This window comes from Embleya sp. NPDC005971, assembly GCF_040629175.1.
In the GTDB taxonomy this organism is placed as follows: Bacteria; Actinomycetota; Actinomycetes; order Streptomycetales; family Streptomycetaceae; genus Embleya.
This window is the reverse complement of sequence record NZ_JBEXUX010000060.1, coordinates 1-21,196: the sequence shown is the minus strand read 5'-3', so window position 1 is coordinate 21,196 and position 21,196 is coordinate 1. Positions and strand designations below refer to the sequence as shown.

At 72.4% G+C, this 21,196-nt stretch carries 19 protein-coding genes; 13 read left to right on the top strand and 6 right to left on the bottom strand.

Annotated elements, in window-relative coordinates; translation table 11 throughout:
* The first annotated feature begins 80 nt into the window (after window positions 1–80).
* From ABZ374_RS37090 to ABZ374_RS37055, 8 genes are all read left to right on the top strand, one after another.
* Window positions 81–884 (top strand): hypothetical protein, encoded by an 804-nt coding sequence (locus ABZ374_RS37090; RefSeq protein WP_360319891.1) that lies wholly within the window; start codon window positions 81–83, stop codon window positions 882–884.
* Complete coding sequence (locus tag ABZ374_RS37085) at window positions 881–1,399, top strand: hypothetical protein (RefSeq protein ID WP_360319888.1); 519 nt, start codon at window positions 881–883, stop codon at window positions 1,397–1,399. Before ABZ374_RS37090 ends, ABZ374_RS37085 begins: the two co-directional genes overlap by 4 nt.
* Window positions 1,396–1,914 carry a hypothetical protein gene (locus ABZ374_RS37080; RefSeq protein WP_360319885.1) on the top strand — a complete coding sequence of 173 codons (519 nt, stop codon included), beginning with the start codon at window positions 1,396–1,398 and terminating at the stop codon, window positions 1,912–1,914. The genes ABZ374_RS37085 and ABZ374_RS37080 overlap by 4 nt, the downstream gene beginning before the upstream one ends.
* Before the next feature lie 173 nt (window positions 1,915–2,087).
* Entirely contained in the window at window positions 2,088–2,660 is a 573-nt protein-coding gene (locus ABZ374_RS37075) for a hypothetical protein (protein ID WP_360319882.1), read from the top strand.
* On the top strand, window positions 2,657–3,751 hold the full coding sequence (locus ABZ374_RS37070; RefSeq protein WP_360319879.1) for a hypothetical protein: 1,095 nt from the start codon (window positions 2,657–2,659) through the stop codon (window positions 3,749–3,751). Before ABZ374_RS37075 ends, ABZ374_RS37070 begins: the two co-directional genes overlap by 4 nt.
* Before the next feature lie 169 nt (window positions 3,752–3,920).
* On the top strand, window positions 3,921–4,658 hold the full coding sequence (locus ABZ374_RS37065; protein WP_360319876.1) for a hypothetical protein: 738 nt from the start codon (window positions 3,921–3,923) through the stop codon (window positions 4,656–4,658).
* Window positions 4,655–4,939 carry a hypothetical protein gene (locus tag ABZ374_RS37060; protein ID WP_360319873.1) on the top strand — a complete coding sequence of 95 codons (285 nt, stop codon included), beginning with the start codon at window positions 4,655–4,657 and terminating at the stop codon, window positions 4,937–4,939. Before ABZ374_RS37065 ends, ABZ374_RS37060 begins: the two co-directional genes overlap by 4 nt.
* 61 nt (window positions 4,940–5,000) lie before the next feature.
* On the top strand, window positions 5,001–5,492 hold the full coding sequence (locus ABZ374_RS37055) for a hypothetical protein (RefSeq protein ID WP_360319870.1): 492 nt from the start codon (window positions 5,001–5,003) through the stop codon (window positions 5,490–5,492).
* Window positions 5,493–5,638: 146 nt separating this feature from the next.
* Here ABZ374_RS37055 and ABZ374_RS37050 read toward each other — a convergent pair whose 3' ends face one another.
* The 4 genes from ABZ374_RS37050 to ABZ374_RS37035 form a co-directional block, all read right to left on the bottom strand.
* Complete coding sequence (locus ABZ374_RS37050) at window positions 5,639–6,373, bottom strand: nuclease-related domain-containing protein (RefSeq protein ID WP_360319867.1); 735 nt, start codon at window positions 6,371–6,373, stop codon at window positions 5,639–5,641.
* 173 nt (window positions 6,374–6,546) lie between these two features.
* Entirely contained in the window at window positions 6,547–7,218 is a 672-nt protein-coding gene (locus tag ABZ374_RS37045) for a hypothetical protein (RefSeq protein ID WP_360319864.1), read from the bottom strand.
* A 7-nt stretch (window positions 7,219–7,225) separates the two neighbouring features.
* Window positions 7,226–8,371 (bottom strand): DnaB-like helicase N-terminal domain-containing protein, encoded by a 1,146-nt coding sequence (locus tag ABZ374_RS37040; RefSeq protein ID WP_360319862.1) that lies wholly within the window; start codon window positions 8,369–8,371, stop codon window positions 7,226–7,228.
* Window positions 8,371–8,532 carry a hypothetical protein gene (locus ABZ374_RS37035; RefSeq protein ID WP_360319860.1) on the bottom strand — a complete coding sequence of 54 codons (162 nt, stop codon included), beginning with the start codon at window positions 8,530–8,532 and terminating at the stop codon, window positions 8,371–8,373. The genes ABZ374_RS37040 and ABZ374_RS37035 overlap by 1 nt, the downstream gene beginning before the upstream one ends.
* Before the next feature lie 788 nt (window positions 8,533–9,320).
* Between ABZ374_RS37035 and ABZ374_RS37030 the strand changes: the two genes are divergently transcribed.
* From ABZ374_RS37030 to ABZ374_RS37010, 5 genes are all read left to right on the top strand, one after another.
* Window positions 9,321–9,983 (top strand): ParA family protein, encoded by a 663-nt coding sequence (locus tag ABZ374_RS37030; protein WP_360319858.1) that lies wholly within the window; start codon window positions 9,321–9,323, stop codon window positions 9,981–9,983.
* Window positions 9,980–10,447, top strand: a complete 468-nt coding sequence (locus tag ABZ374_RS37025) for a hypothetical protein (RefSeq protein ID WP_360319856.1) — start codon at window positions 9,980–9,982, stop codon at window positions 10,445–10,447. The genes ABZ374_RS37030 and ABZ374_RS37025 overlap by 4 nt, the downstream gene beginning before the upstream one ends.
* A 237-nt stretch (window positions 10,448–10,684) precedes the next feature.
* Complete coding sequence (locus tag ABZ374_RS37020) at window positions 10,685–13,045, top strand: hypothetical protein (RefSeq protein ID WP_360319854.1); 2,361 nt, start codon at window positions 10,685–10,687, stop codon at window positions 13,043–13,045.
* 338 nt (window positions 13,046–13,383) lie between these two features.
* Entirely contained in the window at window positions 13,384–15,306 is a 1,923-nt protein-coding gene (locus tag ABZ374_RS37015) for a TraM recognition domain-containing protein (RefSeq protein WP_360319852.1), read from the top strand.
* Window positions 15,303–15,881 carry a hypothetical protein gene (locus tag ABZ374_RS37010; protein WP_360319850.1) on the top strand — a complete coding sequence of 193 codons (579 nt, stop codon included), beginning with the start codon at window positions 15,303–15,305 and terminating at the stop codon, window positions 15,879–15,881. The genes ABZ374_RS37015 and ABZ374_RS37010 overlap by 4 nt, the downstream gene beginning before the upstream one ends.
* Before the next feature lie 92 nt (window positions 15,882–15,973).
* Here the strand turns inward: ABZ374_RS37010 and ABZ374_RS37005 are convergent, their stop codons facing one another.
* Together ABZ374_RS37005 and mobF are read right to left on the bottom strand one after the other, a co-directional pair.
* Complete coding sequence (locus ABZ374_RS37005; protein ID WP_360319848.1) at window positions 15,974–16,336, bottom strand: hypothetical protein; 363 nt, start codon at window positions 16,334–16,336, stop codon at window positions 15,974–15,976.
* A gap of 90 nt (window positions 16,337–16,426) precedes the next feature.
* Complete coding sequence (gene mobF, locus ABZ374_RS37000; RefSeq protein WP_360319846.1) at window positions 16,427–20,866, bottom strand: MobF family relaxase; 4,440 nt, start codon at window positions 20,864–20,866, stop codon at window positions 16,427–16,429.
* Window positions 20,867–21,196 lie beyond the last annotated feature (330 nt).

Here is a 21,196-nt window from a genome sequence, read left to right as displayed (position 1 = left end):
AGCTGAGAGCGCGGGAGGGCCTGCCCGTCCGACCCCCGGGTGTACGACGTCCGGCGGTGAACGGTCAACCGGATGCGCCTATGGAGGGCGTCATCGTCTCGGACTGCCTGCCGGTACGTCCGCCGAATTCCCCGTACGCGGCCCGCCACGATCGCGGGCTGCGGGCAGCGTCGCCCCTGGGCGCGAGCGGCTACGGGGTGGACGCGTGGTGCGATCCCGCACACGAGACACGGCGATACGCGGGGATCGTCGCGGACGGCCGGGCAATCGTGGCCGGCGCGGCACGGGTCGACGACCCGCACGTCACACATGCGCGATGGGTCGAGCGGGTGATCGGGCGTCACGCCCTGGTCCTGCCCCGCGCGATCCTCGGCTGCGATCTGGGGATTGTGGCAAGCACCCTGCTGTGCACGGGCGGGAACGTCGTCGCCACGGTGCCGATGCACCAACGTGGCCACGGGCCGGGGCTCCTGGTCGATCCTCGTCGCGCGGTGGTCGTGGTGTGCCTGCTGGCGCACGATGGATCCCTGCCGTGGGCGCGAGTGGCGCCGTACACCCCGGGCTGCGGCTACATGGGGCACGATTATGCCCACGACACCGGTGGTCTCGGAATCTGGCCGACCCTGGCCGACGACGGTCAACTCTGGGACCGGGTCAATCCGCAGGTCCGGCCGGGCGGCGTGTTGTACACGGACGCGCGAACGCTCACCTCGTACGGCACGACAGCGCCGTGGATGGCGCTGGAGCTCGTCCTCGTCGGGCGGCACGGGCTCGTCCACGGGGCGGCGGACGCTCCGCCGGTGCGGACGGTGTCCGGGTCGGCGGTGCGCTGGCAGGCGCGCCCGCGCGACGTGGCCCGACTGCGCGGGTTGGGGGCGGCGTGATCGCGACGACGGCGATCGGGGCGGACGCGCTCGCGTCCGCCCTGCGGATGGTTCGTGCGGCGGATCCCGAGGGTCCGGTACGGGGTCCATGCGGCGGGCTGTACCTGGTCGCGGTCGTGCGCGTGGTCGCTGCGGCTCCGGCCTGCCGGGTGTGGGAGCGCGGGACGTGGGTCGAGGACGGCGTGCTCCGGGGACAACTCGCAACCGGCCTGAGTCTGCGGGCGCTGGGGCCGCACTCCGGGCTGCAAGAGCCGCACGGTGGAGACGAGTGCATGGCCGACTCGGATTCCTCGCGCGGTCCTCTGCCGATCTGGGAGACGCTCGCGCGGCAGGACGGGCCGCGCAGGGGGCGGGGCACGCTGAGCGCGACCCTGCTCGTCCACGCCCCACGCGGCGGGCATCTCATCGTGGCGGCCACGGTGTCGGAGTGCGCTCTCGACGACGACCTGTGCGCGCTCTTGGCCGCCCTGCCGGGGCGGTTCTCCGGCCTGGATCCCTACCGGGTGGACTCGTGACCGATGACGACGTACTCGCGGCCGAGCTGCTCGCCGCGACGGAACGCATGATCACGGAGAATTTCCGGTCCCGCCGAATGCCCTCCCACGCACGGGCGCCCGGCGGCGGGCAAAGTGGCCGACTCGTCCCCATCGCGCTGCGGCTGGTCGCCTCCGCCCGGCCCCGGCGGATGTGGCAGGGGCAGAGGTGGGCGGAACTCGGGCACCTCGCCCCGCACGTCCACATGGCGTTGGCGATCGGCGGAATCCACCATCATTCGCACCTCCAAGAGCCACACGGCGGTAGAGAGTGCGCGAATCCGCAGGTGTACCAGGAGACCATCCCCGACTGGGTGCGGATGCAACGGGCGGACGGGCGCCGAACGGGGCCGGGAACGCTGGTGGGGTCGATTCTGGTCGCTCATCCCGAGGCGGGTCCTCTCCTGGTGGCCGGGCCTGTCCGGGAGTGCACCGTGCGCACGGACATGTGCGGGGTGCTGCATGGTCTGCCTGCCTCGGTGTCGGGTCTCCTGTAGTCGGTGGGCCTGCGGCCCCCCGGCGGTCACGGGCAGGGGTCCTCTCATCGTCGAGGTCGAGTTCGGTCTCCACCCTGACGCGTTCGGCCCGGTGGCGAGGTCGGATCGGCAATCACAACTCCCCTCTAAGTGAAGTGCTGACAGCATTCCACTGGGTCACCTAGAGTGCCTGCATGACTACCGATATCGAAAGTCCGGGTGGTACCGCCGATGGCGGATACGCCGCGCTCATGCGCCTACAGACCCGGTTTCGGCGGGAGATCGAGCGACAGGTCGCCTTGGACCTGGACGGCACCGACAGGGATCCCCCGGCCGGGGATCCGTACCTGATGCTGCGGGTGCTGAGCACGCTGGATCTGTCCGCCAGACGCGGCCACGGTCGGGGCCTGTCCGCGGCGGACATAGCCGATGGTCTGGAGCAGGTGGTTACGGCTCGCGCGCAACTGGCCTCGTATGAGGGCGCGTTGCTGGCTGCGGCCAGGAACAGGGACGCGGACGGCCGGTACATGCTGAGCTGGCGCGGGATGGCCGAGCGGCTCGGATACGAGAGCGAACAGGCCGCGGTAAGCCTGTACAAACGCCGCGTGGGCCAACTGCCGGATCGCGCGGGGGCGTCGGCGGCCGACTGCGGGTGCGAGGACGGGCAGGTACGCGTACCGGTCATGGAGACGGACGGCGACGTGACCTACCCGATCGGGTGGGACGTCGTCGACTGTCCCGACTGCGACGGAGGCGAGCAGCGGTGACCACCGAAGAAATCGCTTCGCCGGCGCCGGTGCCGGTCTACCAGGACTGGGACGACGTCCCCGAATACCTGCTCACGCAGACACAGCACGCGGAACTCGACCTGCCCCGAAAGCCGTGCCAGACCCTGGCGGGCCGGGTGTGGGCAAAGGATTGGGCGCGACGGCACGCGGAGCTCTTCGATCTGTACGACGTGCGGGCGTCGACTCCCACGCGCTCGACGGCGAGCAGGTCCTCGGATGCGTACGTGTGCGCGGAATGCGGTGCCCGGACGGAGCGGCCCGTCAAGGTCCGCGACGGGGTGGGACGATGCCCCGCGTGTGCGCGCGTGGCGCGGATCGCTGCCGAGCAGGCAGGGACGCGCGAGGCGCGCGCGAGGCAACTCGTGTGGGCCCGTGGCGCGGTGGCGGATCCGGCGAGCGTGTGGGTGTACCTGGAATACCCGGAGCGCACGCGCGGGCCCAACGGTCGGCGGCGGCCGCCGGCCGGCGTCGCGATCACCGCGGCGGACGCGGCGGGGAGGCGGCTGCTGCGCGAGCGGGTGCGCCTGGCCGGGCCGCGCTCGCAGGATCCGGCGGCCGCCGACTGGCCCGTGCCGCTGGATCGCGCGCTGCCCAAGCTCGTGCGAACCCTCCAGGGCCGCAAGCTGATCACGTGGTGTCCCGAGCACGCACAGGCCCTCGCCGGGTGGATCGCGGACGGGGGCGGCGAGGTCGGGTGGCTGGGGAGCGGGATGCGCGAGCGGGTGGTCGCCTGGCGCAGCCTGGTCGACGTCCGGGGCCGCGCGGTGTCGACGTGCCTGGATCCGGGGCGCGCCGATCGCATGGTCTCGCTGGCCGTGCGCATGGCGGAGGACCGCGAGGTGCCCGCCGACGCGCGGGCGTGGCTGGCGTCCGCGCGGGGGGCGATGCTCGTCGACATCCGCGGCGACGAGGCGGCCGCGCTGCGGCTGCACGCCATGCTGCGCATGCTGGGCGTCGTCGCCGTGGACACCGACCCGTCGCCGGTGCCGGATCCGGCCGTGCCCGGCGCGGTGTCGCTGCCGGTGTGGTGCCGTCCCGACGGCATGCCCGATCCGGAGGGCCCGGCGTGAGGGGCACGGAGTACACGGATCACGGGGTCGCGGCGCCGGCCGCCGGGGCACCGGATCCGATCGCCCGGGAACGGCGTGCCCGGCTCGTGCGCCCGGGGTGGGCCCTGCCGTGGTGCGCGGTCTCCAATGTGCACGCGACCGGGCTCGACGCGTCGACGGGGCCGGTGCGATGACCGCGGTGGTCGTCGCCCCGGAGGTGGGCGCGCTGCTGGGTCCGGAGGGCCTGGCGCTGGCCGAGCGTGTGCCGGCCGATCAGGGGTGCGCGGTCTGCGGGCGCGAGGTGGCGGGCGTGCCGGTGGTGCACGTGGTCCTCGTCGTGGACGGCTCGTATCGGCGGCTCGCCTGGGTGCACGCCTGGTGTGCGGCGTCCGCCGTGGTGGAGGTGCCGGGCGCGGCCGACGCGGCACGCGCGGACGGTGTCGCGCTGGCGTTCACCGCCCTGCTCGTGTCCTACGGTTCGCATGTGGTGCCGGTGCTGGCGTGCGAGACGCTGCGGCCGGTGGTGACCTGCGACGGCCCGGGGAGCGAGCACGCGGACGTGCTCGTGCTCGGTGCTCTCGCCGACGGGGCCGAGCTCGTGGCGGGGCTGGGGGCGGATCCGCCGCGTGCCCGGCCGGGCTGGCTCGTCCTGGTCGACGACGCACACGATCCGCCGCTGCTGGTGATCCTCGACGTGCGGGCCGAGCGGCTCGGCGAGGGCTCCCTCGTCCTGCCGGACGGATGGACTGCGGCGGCCGAGCGGGTCGGCGGCTGCGTGCTCTACCTGGGCCCGGCCGCGCTCGCCGACGTGGGCGAGAACCCCCTCGCGCGGGCTGCCGCGCTGCGGACGGCGGCCGCGGGCGGGCGCCTGGTCGCCGGCGTGGCCGGCGTCCGCCGCATCCCGAACCGACTGACGACGGAGGCATGACGATGGTGCAGGTACGGATCATGGGCAGCGATGCCGAACGGGTGCAGGTGGTCGCTCGCGAACTCCTCGAACTGGTGCGGCACTCGCAGACGTTGCGCCACGGCGACGCCGAGACGCTCTCCCGGCGCGGCACCGGGGCACGCGTGTACGTCGACATCGCCCCCGCGGACGGCGACACGGCCGGCCCGGGTGACGACGTGGTCATCGACGCGGAGGTCGTCACGGCCCCGGTGCCCCGGCGGCGGCCGCGCGCCCGGCGCGCCCTGCCGCCCGGCGCCTAGGAGTCCGGCGAAGTGCCCGACGGCCCCCGGGGGTTCCCTCCGGGGGCCGTAGTCTGTGGGGATGACGGGGACGATGGTGGAGCGCGAGCGGTGGCTCGTCGACGACATCCGGGCCTGGGCGCGCGTGGGCGAGAGGCGTCCGCTCGGCGGCCCGGGAGGGGCGTACACCTGCCCGTGGGCGATGATCCTGGACGTGGGGCGGCTGCACACCTGGGCGCCGTCTCCGGCGGATCTGGAGCGCGGCGAGGCCGGTCGTTGCTACCGCAACACGGCCGAACTGTCGGCCCGCTCCGGCCTGTTCTACGCGCAGGGCTGGGCGTGGTCCGGCCTGGGCGCCGAGCGGCACGCCTGGTGTGTGCGCAAGGACGGCACTGTCGTGGATCCCACCTGGACCGACCCGACCGCGTACCTGGGGATCACGATCGAGCCGTCCGCCGCGAGGAATCTGGTGCGCGAGCACGGGTGCCCCGTCCCGGAGCAGGTGTGGGTACGCGAGGGAGTGCCGGCCGGTGTCCTGGTCGACGTCGGTCGCGAGGTCCCGACCGCCGCGTGATGCCGGGCCGCGTCGGCGGCCGCGCGTGCCGATGCCCCGCTGACGGCGCGGGCGGGGCATCGGCACGCGCGATCGGTCACCCCTGCGGTGAGGAGTCCGTGGGTGGTCATGGCGGAGCGTCCTCTCGTGATGGGTGCTTCGGCCCGTTATCGGGTGCGGTACGGGGGGAACGCGCGGTCGGCGCGTGCGGCGAGGGCCTGGACCTGGTGCTCGTCGTGGCGGCGGGGTTGGCACCGCAGCCACTCGCGCAGGGCCGGGGCGGGGAGGACGGTCACCGTGTCCACGAGGGTTCCGGCCCGGGGCAGATGCGGTTGCCCGTGCACGCTGATGATCGCGCGCACCGGCACCCCTAGCGCGGCCTGGACGCGGCTCGCCTCCCACATGACGGAGGCGACGGCGCGGGTCTGGTCGTAGCGGCCGTAGGACAGCCGGCCGCCCTCGATCCGGGCGCGCGAGCGGGGGCTCGTCCAATTCTTGGTGTCCACGTACAGCACGCCGGCCGGCCCGATCACCAGGTGGTCGAGGTTGGCGCGGCTGCCGGGGATGGCGCGGTCGTGAAGGGCGATCCATCCGCGCGCGAGGTCGAGCGAGCGGGCGGTGCGGCGTTCGCCGCGGGCTCCGCGCTCCCACCGGTCCGCCGTGGTCGAGCGGGTGTACGTCCGGCGCAGACACCACGCGGTGACCACGAGTGCGGTTGCCGCGCCGGCGGTCGGGGCGTGGGTGGCGGCGGCCATCGCCCCGCCGGCGGCGGCCGCGGCGGCCGCGATGAGCGGGGCTCTTCGGCGGGCGAGGCGGTGCCGCTCCTGTCGGTGCGTGCGGCGGATGGTGTCGGCCTGGCGTACGGCGGACGCTCCGGCTCCGTCTCCGTGCGTGCGGCTCATCGGTCCCCCCGGGGTGGTCCTGTGCGGACCCCGGCCACGCTAGCCAGCCGATGTCGTCACGGGGAGTTGTTTCACGTTTCCGGCACGCCACGCGGCGCCGGGCGGCGTGGTGATGGGGTGTGAGCACGGGCGCGGGCCGGCCGTTCGGTCCGCGCCGTGCGGCGATTCGTGGGTCAGGCGGCTCGGGTGGCGGTGGTGATGCCGAGCGCGAGCAGCAGCTCGGCGAGGGCCGGGCCGGTCTGCTCGGGGGCGGCGAGGCCGGCGACGTCGGCGGCGAGGATCACCTCGTGCACGGCGGTCCGTACCGAGCAGTCCGGATCGAGCGCGACGGGTTCGGGGGTGGGCCCCACCCGGCGGGGCGGCCGACCGAGCAGGAGTGCGTGCGCAGCGCGGGCGAGGGTCGTGGCGGTGCCAGCGTCGGGGCGGGCCGCGTACGTGCGGTACGCGCTCCACACCGCGATCGACGCGTCGCGGGCGGGCAGACGGTCGGGCGCGGGGGTGTGGATCTCGGTACCGGCGAGGTCGCGCACGTCGCGGGCCCCGGTGACGTGCGCGCGGGCGAGCGTGACCAGCCGCGCGGGCAGATCGCGCGAGTAGATCGCGATCGACATTCGGGGGTCGGTGGTGATCACGCGGGCGATCACCCCGCGCGAGTCGGGGGCGTGGTCGACGGCGGCCAGACAGGCGGCGTGTCCGGCGGCGAGGGTGATCGGGCCGTCGGGGTAGCTGACGCACCGGATCTGACCGGGCCACCCGGTGCCGGTGGGGCCCTGGGCGAGGTCGTGCTCGTCGGCGGCGGTGATGCTGGCCGTGAGTGCGGCGGTGTACACGATGTAGCGGGCCACGATGCTCCTAGATGTCGATGTCGTCGTCGATGTCGTGTTCCGGGGCGGGGTGTTCGGGTCCGTCGCGCACGCTCCACGGCGGGGCCTGGATCTCGCGGCGGGCCGGGGCGAGGAGCGCGGGCGTGTCGGGGTGCGGGGCGATCTCGCGGATCGTCAGGTGCTCGGCGAGGTGCTCGACGTCGCGCGCGGCCGGGCCGATGCTGCAGGTCGCCTCGGCGAGCAGGCGCGAGGGCGGCACGGCGTCGGCGAGGCCGAGCGTCTCCAGACGGCGGCCGGCGAGGTCGACGCGATCGAGCGCGGCGCCGGTGGCCACCGCCACGGCGCCGAGATGGGCGCCGGGGCGGGTGCCCTCGCGGGCCCACGCGAGCAGGTCCTCGCTGGCGAGGGGAGCCGCGACCGGACCGTGTCGGGTGAGCTGCCACGCCACCGTGATCGGATCGATCGGTACGTCCGCGCGGGTGAGTTCCCCGATCGCGGTCCAGGCGGCCGCGTGCTCGGGTCGACCGAAATCGGCGGGGCGGATCCACGCGTACTCGCGTGCGGCGGTCGGATCGGCGAGCACGCCCGACAGGAACGCGCGCTCGGCCTCCGGGTCGGCGTGCGTGCGGGTGAGTTGGGGAGTGTCCGGCCACGCGATCGGGCGTGTGGCGTCGGCCGGGTCCAGCCGGTCGCGGACGGGTGCGGGGACGGCCTGCCACGCGGGGGCGAGGCCGGCCACTCGCCCGGCCGTCGCCTCGACCTCGCGCATGTCGAGTTCGACCGTGGCCGGCCGGGCGCTCGCGGCCACCTGCTGTAGGTGCCGCCCGTGGTAGGTCATCGCCCGGTGCATCGCGGCCTCCACAACCATGCCCCCGTACAGCGGGGCGTGCCCCGGGCGCGGGCACGCCTGCATGTAGGAGTGCAGACGCGGGCCTCCGTGGGTGTGCTCGGGGTAGCCGGCCTCGCGCAACGCGTTCAGCACCACGTCGGGGTACCGGTCGCGGTGGCCGGTACCGCCGATACGCGTCATCGCGCGCCACACATCGGCGTGATGCTGCTGCCGAAAGCAGCCTGGGGTGACCCACGGGGTCAGGCGCTCGACCTGGTGGGGGGCGAGCAGGGCGGCACCCAGCACCGCGCGTTCCGCCCGAATCTCGGGCGTCTGGGGCTCCATCACGGACGCCGGACGGCGGGCAACGGCAGATCGAGCAGGGCGTCGATCCGCCAGCACCACGCGATCAGAACCTCGCGGCGATCGGCGGCCGCGAGGTCGCCGGCCCGATCCGCTCGCGGGTCCGGGTCCGGGTCCGGGTGGGGGTTGGGGTGGTCGTTCATCGTGTCGTCCTCCGGGCAGGGCCCGGCACGGGCCGCGCGGCATCACCGCGCGACCCGTCGGGCCGAATCATGGGGGAGGTGGTGCTATTGCGGGCTGAGGCCGCTGCCGCCGCACGTGCCGCACGGCTCGGTGCGGCGCTCGATCCACACGTGACCGTCGTCCGCGGTGTGCGGGTACGTCACGGGCATCCGCCGCTGGCCCTCGCACGTCGGGCACGTCCGGGCGGTGGCGGTGGGCGTGCTCACCGCCGGCACTGCGGGCACGGGTGCCACTCGACGACACCCTCGACGCGGAGGGGCACGCGCCCCTCGTCGCAGGGGGCATAGGTGCAGACGGTCGCGCCGGGGCGCTGCGGCGGGATCGACGGCGGCCGGTCGGGGCCGGGGCGGCGCGGGCCGGGGATGATGACACGATGAGACATGGGCATTCCCTCCATCACAGGGGTTGTCCTGGGTCTGCGTGCGGCTCCAACCGCACACGGGCCGGAGAGGGTCGGGCCGGCAAGCCCGGCCCTCTCGTCGTCTCCGCACACATTAACCTTCAGAGTCTTGAACTTCAAGACTCTGAAACATCATGAGTCTTGAACTTCAAGACTTTGGGAGTATCGTTGTCTCGGTGATCACGACTCTTGCAAACGTGATCCCTGTATGTCGCGTACTCCGGATCTGCAAGAGTCTGGAATGTTTGGGGTCCGGAACCTCAAGGCTCGGTCAACAGTGGCCGGCACGCCGGGGTCGAAAGGAAGGTGCGCGGCATGAGAGCTCATGAACCGTGGGAGGGGCCACCGTTGGTGATCAGCGTGTGGGGCGGAAAGGGTGGCCTGGGCAAATCCACGCTCTCCGCCCTGTTGGCCTGGATGCTCGGGAAAGTGGGTCGAACCCTTCTCGTCGACGCGGACGGCCGGCAGACGGACGGATCGAGCTCGGAACTGCACAAGCAGCTCACCGTCGAGGCGACGTACGACCTGACGATGGAAGAGGATCCTGCGAAGCTGGCCAAACTCAGGGCCATTCGCGGGTACCGCTTCATCGTCTTGGACAACGCCCCGGATCGGGACCTGGAAAAGCTCAAGGTCACGTGCGACGGGGATCTCATCGTCGTGCCCATGGTCGCCGAAGATCTTGAAACCAAGGCGGTCATGTCTTCGCTGCGTACCTATGTCGTGCCCAGCGGGCGACCCTTCATGGTCGTCATGAACCGGGTTACCCACGCCCAAAAGGGGCGGGCTGCGAAGATCCATGCCGGGCTTGACGTCGTCGGGATCCCAACGGCGAAAACCCACGTGCGGGGCTATCAGGCACACGCGTACGCGGGGGCCATCGGAACCCCCATCACGGAGGGAACGGGCCAAAACTGGGACAAGGCTCGCGAAGACGCGTACAACCTCGTCGACGAAATCCTCGTGCGACTGGGTCAGGAAGACCGCGTTCCGCGACGGGCCGCGACATGACCCAGAATCAGCCGTTGGATTATCAGGCGCTCGTAGTGGCCTCCGCCGCACCGCGAGAATCCGACCCCGCCCCCGCCGCACACGCGCAAGCACCGTCGGGCGGCGGGCCGGCAACACCGGCCCCGGAAAAAAGCCCTCCGGCTCGCGAGTCCGCCCGACCCAAACGCAGCCCGGCGGCCCGAAAGGCCATCGCAGCAGGCAAGCGGACAAAGAGCTTGAAGTATGTGCAACTGCGCGAGGACCAAGTGATCGAGCTGGATCTCCTCGCACGCGAGTTGCAAGCGGGTCGAACCACCAAAACCGAGCGTCTCACCGCGAACACCATCATCCGTGTGGCGATCGATACGGCTCTCGCACACCAACATCTCTTGGTTGGCGACACGGAGGCGGAACTCCTCGACAACTACCGGCGGGCGCTCGACACGGCCCTCGACGCCGAATCCCGCAAGGATCAAGAGTCCTGAAGATCCGTAGTTCGCACTTCTTGGACATCAAGAGTCTCGGACTTCAAGAGCCGGTGACTGCGTGACTCTTGCGCATCCGGACATCAAAACGCCCCGAACCGCTGGTCAGAGCGGCCGGGGCGGACACCACGGCACTTAGGAGAAACCGATGTGTTCCACCCAGGGTAGAGCGCTCACGCGCTCGCATACACGGCCGGAACCGGTCACGGGACCGCACCCGGAAGCGGGGGCGCGGCGATGACCGACGTCACCAACGGGGTGCGGGATACCCTGCGCGACGCTCCCGAGTGGTCCCTCGTCGTCGGCGGCGCGCTGCTGACGGCCGTGGTCCTGGTCCTGGTGTACAGGATTGTCACGGGGATCCGAACCCGGCAGCGCGAGCGGCGTCGGGAGGAGCAGGCCCTCGCGTTGGAGATCGCCCTCGCCACCGGTGAGCAGGCTCCGACCACGCCGACCGGGTTCGGCGCTCAGGTGGTGCCGGCCCTGGGCGGTGTGTCGGTGAGCGTCTACGGCCTGTGGGGTGTGGCCTCGGAACAAGTCGGCCTCCCGCTGGTGCTGTGCGTGGGATTCATCGGCGTTTTCGACGCGGCGGAGGTCACTCTCTTTTGGCTGCTGCATCGCGGGGCCGTGGCGCGGGCCGGGCTGGGCTGGTCTGCCCAACTGCGACGCATGCAGCAACTCACGTGGACGTTGGTGGCGTTCAGCGCCGGCATGAACGCCTGGCATGCCGACTCGATGGGCGCGGCGATCATCCTCGCGGCGATCCCGGTCCTGTCGGCGCGGCTGATCGCGCTGCAACTGGCCTCGATCCTGTACGCGGACGGCAGCAAGGCGACCGATACGGGCCGGCCCGGCCCGTTCAAGCTGCTGGAACTCGGTTGGCGGACGTTTTGGGCCTGGTTGTTCACCCGGTTGTCCCTGGATGCTCGGGCTGGGGCGGAGGGGGAGATCGAGCGGGCTCAACTCGCGAGTCGGGCGGCCCTGTTGATCTACCGGCTCCGCGTGGTGCTGCTCGCGCAGGAGAAGGCGGAGGCCGACCAGTCCCGGGGCACGGCGCGCAAGCGGGCCGCGCTGGCGAAGGATGTCGAACGGTCGATCGCGCGGGCCGAACGGGCAATGGATCTCGCCGACGTGGGGCCCGATCGTGACCAGACCATCGCCGTTTTCCAGCGGGTCGCGGCACGGGTGAGGCTGCCGGAGCTGGCTCTCCAGCCGTACGAGCGGCCGGCGGAACTGGAGCGCATCGCGGACGAACTGCAAATCACCACCGCCGTGGAGCGGGCACGCACGGACGTCGCCCTCTCGGACGCGGAGCGGCTGCGGGCGGAGACGTACGAGGAACGCGAGCAGGTGGCGCGGCTGGCCGTGATCGCACGTGAGCGGCTGGAGTCCGCGGTGGCAGAGCTGGGGGATCTGAAGCAGGCGGCGGCAGACGCGCGGCAGGCAGCCGAACAAGCGGCCGCCGAGCAGACCGACGCCGAGCGGGCACGCGAGGACGCCGAGCGGGCACGCGACCACGCGGTCGCCGAGATGTCGACGGCGGGGGAGACGGCGGCCACCACGGAGGCCGAGCGGGCACGGCTCGCGGCAGAGCTGGGGGATCTGAAGCAGGCGGCGGCAGACGCGCGGCAGGCAGCCGAACAAGCGGCCGCCGTGCAGACCGACGCCGAGCGGGCACGCGAGGACGCCGAGCGGGCACGCGACCACGCAGCGGCGGAACTTCGCGAGGTCGAGCGGGTGGCACAGGACGCACGCCAGGAGCGGGCACGGCTCGCGGCAGAGCTGGGGGATCTGGAGCAGACGGCGGCAGACGCGCGGCAGGCAGCCGAACGGGCCGACGCGGAACAGGCGAGGTTGCGCGAGCTGGAGGCGCGCGGCGCGGTCGTCACGCGGCACGAGCGTGAGGCCGCGGCGGAACTGGAACGGATCCGCACGGCAGCGGAGCAGGCGCAGGTCGAGCGCGCGGAGGCGGTGCGCGAGCGGCGCGAGGCAGACGAACGGCGGCGGCGGTCGGAGAACGCGGTCGAGCAACTGGGGGCCGAGCTGGAGGCGCTGCGCGAGCGGCGCGAGGCGGACGAACGGGCGGCCGAGCAGGCGCGGGCCCAGCGCGAGGCGGCCGAGAGGGAGGCCCGGGAGCAGGCCGAGCAGGCGCGTGCCGCGCGGCGCGAGGCGGCCGAGTTGGCGGCCCTGCTGGGTCACCTGCGCGAGGACGTGGGCGAGGTCGTCGACGCCTCCGGTCGGCGCGAGATCACCTGGCAGTCGGAGGAGAAGACGCTCGGTTGGGAATACTACGTCTCGGAACTGGACGCCGGCCGGGTCGAGCCGACGGCGGCCGAACTCGCCGCGTTCGCAGGGCGATCCCCCCGGTCAGGCTCCGACTGGCTCAAGCATTTTCGCGAGGCTCGGGCGCGACAGCTCGCGGCGCGGCGCGAGTCCTCCGGTGCCCCTGCCGTCGCCCCCCCGCCCCCCGGGGAGGGTCTGCCGGTGGACCTGCCACAACCCCCGGAGTCTGCCAACGCGTCGCCGAACTCTCCGGCTGAGCACGGTCCGGCGGCCTCGGGCGAGTTGGTCATCGCGAGGCAGCGCGCCGGGTCGTAACGATGCGGGGGCGACATCTGCCGGCGCCCCCCGCGCCCCCCGGCCCCAGCCCCGAACGTCTGCCGGTGTCTGCCGGCCGGCCCTCGGCGACCTGCCGGGAGCGGGCCGCAATCCCCCGGCCGTCTGCGGGCGGTCCGGGCTACGGTGATCGCCTGATCGCCGTACCGAGCACGCAAGCGCCCCCGGCGCGGTGGTCTGAAGCACCGCGCGGGGGGCTCGTGCACCACACGAGAGGTTGAGTCTCGATGGCATCACGTAGTGAGCAGAGTAGATGGAGCCGGCGCACGGAGGGGTCGGGGCGCGGGCCGCGGTGGCACAGCGTCCACTACGCGGCGGCGGTGCCCGCCGCGGCGTGGACCGCGTCCCCGGCGGACGGCGGCGACCCGTTCGGGTCGATCGGGTATGGCTCCGTCACCGGGGCGTTGGCGATCGGGGCGGGCCTGGGGCTCGCGGCGATCTACACGCACGGGCGGATTCGCCGCGCGGGTGGCGACACCGGTGACGGGTTCGCGTCGCGGCGGTCCATGGAACGGGCGTTGTCGGCGGGGGCGTTGATCGGCCGGCGTCACGATCTGCGGCCGTCGCTGGCGGGCGTGCGTCCGCGACGGGTGGATCCGTTGGACCTCGGCTCCTGGCTGGGCACACCAATGGGGCAAAAGTGGCAAGCGTATCTGGCCTGCGAGGACAGTCTCCTGATGGTGGCGCCACCCGGGGGCGGCAAGACGGCGTACCTCGGCCACGTCATCATCGACGCGCCCGGCCCGGCGGTCGTGACGTCGACAAAGGTCGACGTGTTGCAGCACACGGAGGCGCTTCGGGCCGAACGCGGGCCCGTCTGGCTGTTCAACCCCGACGGCCTGGCCGGGCGTGAGAGCACGATCGATTGGGATCCGGTGCCGGGGTGTGCCGATCCGGAGGTCGCGATCCGGCGCGCGGGGCATCTCCTCGCCGGCAGTGACGGCACCGCCGGCACGGAGAACCGGCAATTTTGGGAGGGGAACAGTTTCAAGGTCCTGAAAGCGTTCCTGTGGGCGGCGGACGTGGACGGTCGGACCCTGCACGACGTCGCCAAGTGGTCGAAGAATCAGGCTGATCTCACCGCGATCGAGATCATGCGCGAGCATGAGGACCGGTTGCCACAAGGTGGCTGGCTGGATGACCTGGTACAGGCGCAGATCGTCAAGGGCAAGCCGACGACCTGGGAAAACGTGTTCAGCACCCTGTCGATGACGTTCATGTGCCTGGGTCGTCCTCGGGTCGCCGAGATGATCGACCGGGCGCACGCGCCCGGCGCTCGGCCGTTCGACGTCGACGCGTTCCTCTCCGGACCGAGCACTCTGTACATGCTCGGAAAGACGACGAAACACGGCGGAATCGGGCCGCTGTTCAGTTGCCTGGTGGGGGAGATTCACGATCGGGCCTCGGAGCTGGCCTCGTACGCACCGACGGGCCGACTCGATCCGCCGTTGCGCATGGTCCTGGATGAGGCGGCGCTCATCTGCCCCGTGCCACTGGAGACCTGGAGTTCGGACTCGCGCGGGAAAAACATCGGCATGATCGTGGCCATGCAGTCGATGTCCCAGCTCTACAACCGGTGGGGCAACCTGGCCGGACAAACGATCTGGGGCAACCTGGCGAAGTACATCCTGGGGGGCCTCTCCGTCGGCGAGCACCTGAAAGAGATCTCGAACCTGTGCGGTGAGCGCGAGGACGTCGTCGAGACTCGGGCGACCGGGCCGAGCGGGGTCACCGTGACGCGCTCGACGCGGATGGTGCCGGTGATGTCTCAGGCCGATATCCGCGAGCAGCGGCCGGGCGAGGCCCTGTACCTCGCGGTCCGGGGCCTGCGACCCGTGCTCATGCGCTATACCCCGGTATGGGATCGGCCGGACGTCAGGGGCAAAAAGGCCCTGCCGGGGCCGGTTCCGGTGCCGGAACCGGCCCCGGGGGATTACACGTGGGACGAATGGCCGGAGGACGACGTGCCGACCGACGCAACGGCGTCGCCCGCATCACCGGTCGCTCCTCCCGCTGCGGCTCCCTCGGCGCCCGCCGTCCCGCCGATGCCCACGGTTGCGCCGCGTGCGGCCGGGACGGGGTGGGAGGTGCCCACGGCACCGGCCGGCGTCGGATCCACACCGCCGGCTCCGGTGCCGCCGGTGCCGCTCTTCCCCCCGGCGGGGCCTGTGGAGGCCGCGGAGGGCTGGCCTCCTCGGCTCTACGTGGTCCCGGCCGCCGATGACACGGAGGACGCCTCGTGACCACTCCTCGGGATCCGATGCTGTCGATGCTCTCCGCGCTCAGTGCGGAGGTCGGCAAGCAGGGCGAGGCGATGAAAGCCCAGTCCGAACGACTGGGCGAGGTCGAGGCGACGGTCCTCGACGTCGGGAAACGCCTCAAGCGCGTGACGGAGGAACCGAAAGAGCCTCCGGTGCCGGTGTGGTCGTGGGCCACGATGGACGCCGACAAGGCGGCGGAGGCGTGGGCGGCCCTGTCAGCGTGGGTGCGGGACGTACTCCAGGAGCGTTATCCGACGAGTCGGGCGGCGCTGGCGCCGTGCTGGTACAAGCACACGGACGTCGTCGAGGAACTGTCGGCCCTGATGGCGGCCTGGACGCGGGCGTTCGGGCTGGCGGACTCGGCGCCCCCGGGGGCGATCGAGTGGCTCGACCGGTGGCTCCCGGGCTGCCTGCGGCGGGTGGAGACCCTCCTCCAGCGGTGCCGCACCGACAATTTCCGGCACACGGAGCGGCTGCCCGCGCTCGTCGAGCTCGATGCGACGGGATTCGGAGACTGGGTCATGGCCGATCTCGCGGAACGTCCCGACGCTCCCTGAGGCTGATCCACACGCGTTGCAGGGCCCCATCGCCTCGGCGGTGGGGCCCTGCGCGCGTGCGCCCCGACCTGCGGCCGGGGTGAATTGCCGGGCTACAGGGGCCGGTTCGCGGACGGGATGCCGATCCAATCCAAGGTGCGCTTCACGAATGCGGCGTAGTCGTCGGTGATACCGCGGATGCGCCCGCTCGCTCCCTCGATCACGTCCAGCGCGCGGCCGCGCTCGCGGCTCCATACCCGCACGGTCACCGGGGTGTGGTCGCCCGTGATCGGGGTCGCGTGGGTGTGTCCGAGCACCCACTCGACGGTGGCGATCACGCCGGCGAGGCCGGCTCTGGGGTCGCTCACGAAGTGGGGGAGGGCGGGGTCGTCCTCGTCGGCGGCGGCGAGGGCGTCGTCGAGCAGGTGCTCGACGTCGGCCCGGCTGCGGGCGGTTCGCGCGGGGTCGTCGGGCAAGGGCGGGCCGGGCGGCCGCGGGGGCGGTGTCGTCGGCCGGGGCGGGCGCGGGTCCGGCGTCCATGGGCTGGTCAACGCGTGGCCTCCTGGTCAGAGATGGTGCTCGGCGTCCTCGTACTCGATGGCCTGGGCCTCGATGTGGTCCGCGTCGCGGCGGTCGCGGTCGGCCTCCTCCTGGGCGCGCTGTGCCCGTGCGCGCTCGGCGAGGATCTCCTCGGCGCGCTCGGCGGCGTCGGTCACCTCGGCGAGGGTCCACTCGGGTTCGTCCTCGATGCGGTGCCCGGCCCGCGTGGGTTCGGCCGGTTCGAGGGTCCACTCGGGTTCGTCCTCGATGCTGTGCCCCGTCCGCGCGGCATCGGCCGGTCCGATGGGCTCGGCCGGTTCGGACCCGGCCTCCGGGGCACGGCGGGCGAGCTCGTCCCGCGCCGCGCGGGCGGCCTGGCGCGCGTCCTCGGTGTGGTCGTACCACGCCGCGCGCACCGCGTGGGCGCTCTCCAGCGTTTCGGCGGCCTCACCGGAGGCCAGTGCCAGCAGCTCGTACCCGTCGGCGAGTAGGGCGAGTTCGGCCCGGCGGGCGGGGTCGGCCTGGGCGGCCTCGGCGCGCGCGACCACCATCTCGCCGCGCCAGTGCTCGCGGGTCAGGTGCGCGTCCTTGAGTCGCTCGCCGACGTGCTGCGGGGCCCACTGCTCCTCGCGCTCGTAGTCGGCGACCCGGCGACGGAGGTCCGCGTCGGGCGCGGCGGCGGCGTCCGCGTGGAGGTCGATGCCCAGGGCGCGGGCGGCGCGTTCCCACGCGTGGCGGGCGTCGACGGATCCGGGCGGCGGGATCGGCCCGATCGCGGCCCCGGGGTCTTCGTAGCCGTGGGCCTCGCGGTACGCCTGGGCGAGGCCGGCGGCCTTCGTCCAGTCGCGGCGCGCGAGTGGGTCCTCGGGGACCTGGCCGAGACGCTCGATCGCCCACGCGGGCGGTGCGTCCGTCATCCGCTCGCCCAGACGCTCGACGCGGTGGTCCATCACGCGGGCCACCTGTCGGGCCCACCATCCGACCGGGCCAGTCAGCGTCTCGGGGGTGCGCGAGAGGTAGTCCGCGCGGGCCTCGACACGCTGCCGCTCGGCCTCGGCCTGCCGGGAGCGAACCTCGTCGCCCTGTCCGAGATGCAGTACCTCGACCTGCTGCATGGCCTCGACCTGGGCGAGGGCCCGGCGCTCGGCCTCCTCGGTGGGTCGGCCCTGGTCGTCCCATCCGAGGGCGAGGTCGATCCCCTGGACGGGGGCGAGGGCCTGGTCGACGCGTTCGATCTGCGTCTCCTCCGCGCCCGCAGCCTCGTGCGCGTCGATCTGCGCGGCGCGGGCGGACCGCTGCGTGATCTCCTCGGACATGCGCCAGTGCACCACCCTGCCAATGCTCTCCACTCCGTCCATGCCCCGGCCGCGGATGACGCTCGCGAGCATCTCGGCGGGATCCCAACGGCCCGATTCCCCCACCTGGCGCGCCAGACGCACCAGCGACCCGTACGCGGCCTCGTCACGGAGGCGGGCGTACTGCTCGGGGCCGAGCTCGGCCAGCAAAATCCGGCCGAACCGGGCGGCGTCGTGCTCCTCGACCACGTCCCCCCACTGGGGGGCGAGCGTGGCGAGCGACTCGGCGAGGTCCTGGCGTGCGCGCATGGTCTCGGTCGCGGTCTGCTCGGCCTCGCTCCGCGAGAGGATCCCGGTCAGCACGGCGTACTGCTCGGGCATGCGGGGATCCCCCGGGTCCAGCCCTCCGGGCACGTCGCGCATCCACGCCTGCGGGTCGTCCTGCAACGCAAGGTACGAGCTGTTGCGCCGCTTCCCGCGCGACATCGCGGTGTAGTAGTGCTCGCGGGTGTCCCCCTCCCCGGCGAGGTTGTGTCCGCTCCACACGGTGCGACCCTGCGCCGCGTTGACGGTGGTCGCGTAGGCGAGGGTCACGTACTCCGCCACATAGCTCGCGGGCAAGTCCATCTGCGACCCGTCGTCGTAGCTGACCCGCAACCCCCCGTCCTCGTGGCGCTCGGCGACCGTGACGACGTCCCTGTTCGTGGCGACGTGGCGGCCGTCGCCGCTCCGGATCGCGCGGTTGATGTCGCGTAGCTGGACGATGTCGCCGACGCCGGCCACGGTCATTTGGTCCGCGAGCGGCACCCCATCGGGTTCCACAAGCCCGTACCTGACCAGATCGGCGCGCGCGCGGGCCGAGAGTTCGGCCGCGAGGCCGTTGCTCGACACGATGAGCAGGGACTCGTGCCCGTCGAGATGGTCGGTGAGCCACCCCCGATAGGCGCGCTCGCGCATCTCCTCGACACTGCCGCACAGCAACCGGCCTCGGGCGTCGTACTCGCGGAGCACGCTCGCGTCACCAGCACGCAGACGCAGACTCGCCGGCCCCTCCCATGCGCTCTCGAAACGCCTGACCTCGTCGAGCTCGTACACGTCGACGTGCTCGTCGCGGGCGAGTTGGCCGAACATGCCTCCGGCCTCGACGGACGTCGTCTGCCCCCAGTCGCCAGCGAGGAGCACCTTGGCCCCGGCCTCCCACGCGTGCGCCAAAATGGCGTGCTGGTCGACGGTGCCCGCCGCACCCGACTCGTCGACGACAACGAGCTGACCGCGGCGGAACTGATGAGTTTCCCGGTCCTCCGCGCTGACCCGTTGACCTGCGGCGATGCGTTCATAGGTGTCCAGAATCTTGCGGACGTTGGCAACAGTGCCGAGACCCTCCTCGCGCAGGACGTCGGCCTGCCGCTGCCCCGGCGCGAGGCCCAACACGGTGCCCCCGTCGGCCTCCCACATCCGGGCCAAATGTCCGATCGTGTAGCTTTTGCCTGTCCCTGCTGGACCCACCAGCACGGAGACGAAACGACCACCCGTCGCGATGCCGCGGATGGCCTCGGCCTGGGCGGGAGACAACGCGATGCCGGCGACGGCGCGCTCGACGTCCTCCACGGGGAGGGCGTGGGCGGTGCGGTCGCGGGCGGCCGCCGTGATGGCGGCCTCGATCCCCAGGTGTTCCCGGGTCGAGTACAAAACGCACTCGGCACGCGCGTACCGCGACGCCCCGCTGTCCGCGAGGGTGAGCTCGACGGGTACCGGCACGACCTCCGGTGTCGACAATTCCAGCACGGTCGGCCCCATCGGCAGGGCGGGATCGAGCGCGCTGTCGGCGAGCTCCGACAGCAGTCCCGTGATCCGCCGCGCTCCCAGGCCGCCGAGACAATCCGGGAGTTGCCTGTTGATCTCCGCGATCAGATCGGCCCGGCTCCACGTGGCGCGCCGGCGCTGTACCTCTTCGACGGCGCTGGTGACGACCTCGTACGGATCGAACGCGCGCGGCTGGAGCCCGTGCTCGGCGGCGGCCGCGTACACCGCCTCGGGCACGTCGGCGAGCGAGTCGCGCAGACGCTCGACGGCCTGGGCCTCCCACCGGTCGAGCAGTTCCTCGCGTGTCGGCGCGTGATGCTTTTTCGGATCTCGGGTCGAAATCGCGGCTTGGTCCGCCAACCGCGACAGGCTGTACGCATCGGGCGCCCGACCGTGTTTCGCCTCGTACGCCTCCACCAAATTCGCCACCTCGCCGACCACTTCGTGCCGGCGGGTGCTGAATGCGTCGCGCATCATTTCGGTAATGCCCAGGATTTCCCGGGCCTTCCCGTCGGGACGCATCCCGACGGCCAATCCCAGCCGGCGGGCGAGGGATTCCTCCGCGACCCGCTCGGCGACGGCGGCCGCGGCCGGCCGAACGGCGAAAAGGGCCCTCCCGTCCAGCGCCCGCCACACCGTGCGATCCTCGCCGGTGACCGGGTCGCGCTCGGTCGTCGCGACTCGGGCAAGAACCGCGTTGTGGACGTGGAGTTGCGGGTCGTCGGCCCTGCTCGTGTGCTGCCGGAACGTGGCGACGACCCACTCGTGCGCGTCGACGCGCCGCACGCCGTTGCGGCCGGCGCGCGAGAAACCGGCGTGCTCCTGCATGTAGTCGAGCATCGCGTTGTTGCCGTCCATCACGGCATCCCACACGGCATCCGCGCGACCGGACCACAGCTCGGCGGCCTCGGTGTCGCCGTCCCGGCGTGCCTGGTTGGCCAGCACCTGAAATGCCGCATGTGCGACGGAAAACGACTTTTGCATGGAATCAGTGAGATCGAAGTACATAACGGCGGATCGCTGGGTCGCGCGCGTATCGGCGACCACACGCTCGCGCTCCTCCTCGGTCGCATCCTCGGGCAACCCGTCGAGGGCTGCCGCGATGCGCTCCTCGATCGGCCGGTACTGCGGTGGCGCCGTGCCCAACCGCTCCCCGGTCGACGGGTCCACGAACGCTGAGTAAAGGGTCGTCATCACCTGGGCGTCGACCTCGCCGGTCAACCCCAGCGCCCCGGCGCCCGCGCCGGCCCATACCCCCGGCGGCTCCCCGCCGACTTCGATGGCCTTGAGGTAGTAGTGCTCCGACCCGGTGGCGACAGCCTTGGTCAGGTAGCGGGGATCGCTGCCTGCCCGGATCGTCAACGTCACAACGCGTGATGATACGGCCCCATTGGATCGTGATGCAATGGTGTGCTGATTTGGTTTGGTGGTGGCTTTTCGTGACTTTCGGGGGATGCGGTATCGGGGATGCAGGCGGGTCGGGCTCGTGGCTCCTGGAAAACGTCGGGTTGGTGATGGTGGCGACGGGATGATGATCTTGGTAGGGGGGTCCGGGGGGATGTGCCCCCCGGGGTGGTCGACCGGGGCCGGGCGGGCGAGGTGGGCACACGGATAGGGGGGTCCGGGGGGATGTGCCCCGTCGGCCGGGCCGCTGGTGATCAGCAGGTCGATGTCCGCCAGCGGGCACACCTCGGCGAG

Bases quoted from the DNA above. Each gene is read 5' to 3' on its own strand.
- ABZ374_RS37065 (WP_360319876.1), top strand. From the start codon at position 3,921: ATGACCGCGGTGGTCGTCGCCCCGGAGGTGGGCGCGCTGCTGGGTCCG.
- ABZ374_RS37040 (WP_360319862.1), bottom strand. From the start codon at position 8,371: ATGGAGCCCCAGACGCCCGAGATTCGGGCGGAACGCGCGGTGCTGGGT.
- ABZ374_RS37075 (WP_360319882.1), top strand. From the start codon at position 2,088: ATGACTACCGATATCGAAAGTCCGGGTGGTACCGCCGATGGCGGATAC.
- ABZ374_RS37025 (WP_360319856.1), top strand. From the start codon at position 9,980: ATGACCCAGAATCAGCCGTTGGATTATCAGGCGCTCGTAGTGGCCTCC.
- ABZ374_RS37060 (WP_360319873.1), top strand. From the start codon at position 4,655: ATGACGATGGTGCAGGTACGGATCATGGGCAGCGATGCCGAACGGGTG.
- ABZ374_RS37055 (WP_360319870.1), top strand. From the start codon at position 5,001: ATGACGGGGACGATGGTGGAGCGCGAGCGGTGGCTCGTCGACGACATC.
- ABZ374_RS37050 (WP_360319867.1), bottom strand. From the start codon at position 6,373: ATGAGCCGCACGCACGGAGACGGAGCCGGAGCGTCCGCCGTACGCCAG.
- ABZ374_RS37020 (WP_360319854.1), top strand. From the start codon at position 10,685: ATGACCGACGTCACCAACGGGGTGCGGGATACCCTGCGCGACGCTCCC.
- ABZ374_RS37090 (WP_360319891.1), top strand. From the start codon at position 81: ATGGAGGGCGTCATCGTCTCGGACTGCCTGCCGGTACGTCCGCCGAAT.
- ABZ374_RS37035 (WP_360319860.1), bottom strand. From the start codon at position 8,532: ATGAACGACCACCCCAACCCCCACCCGGACCCGGACCCGGACCCGCGA.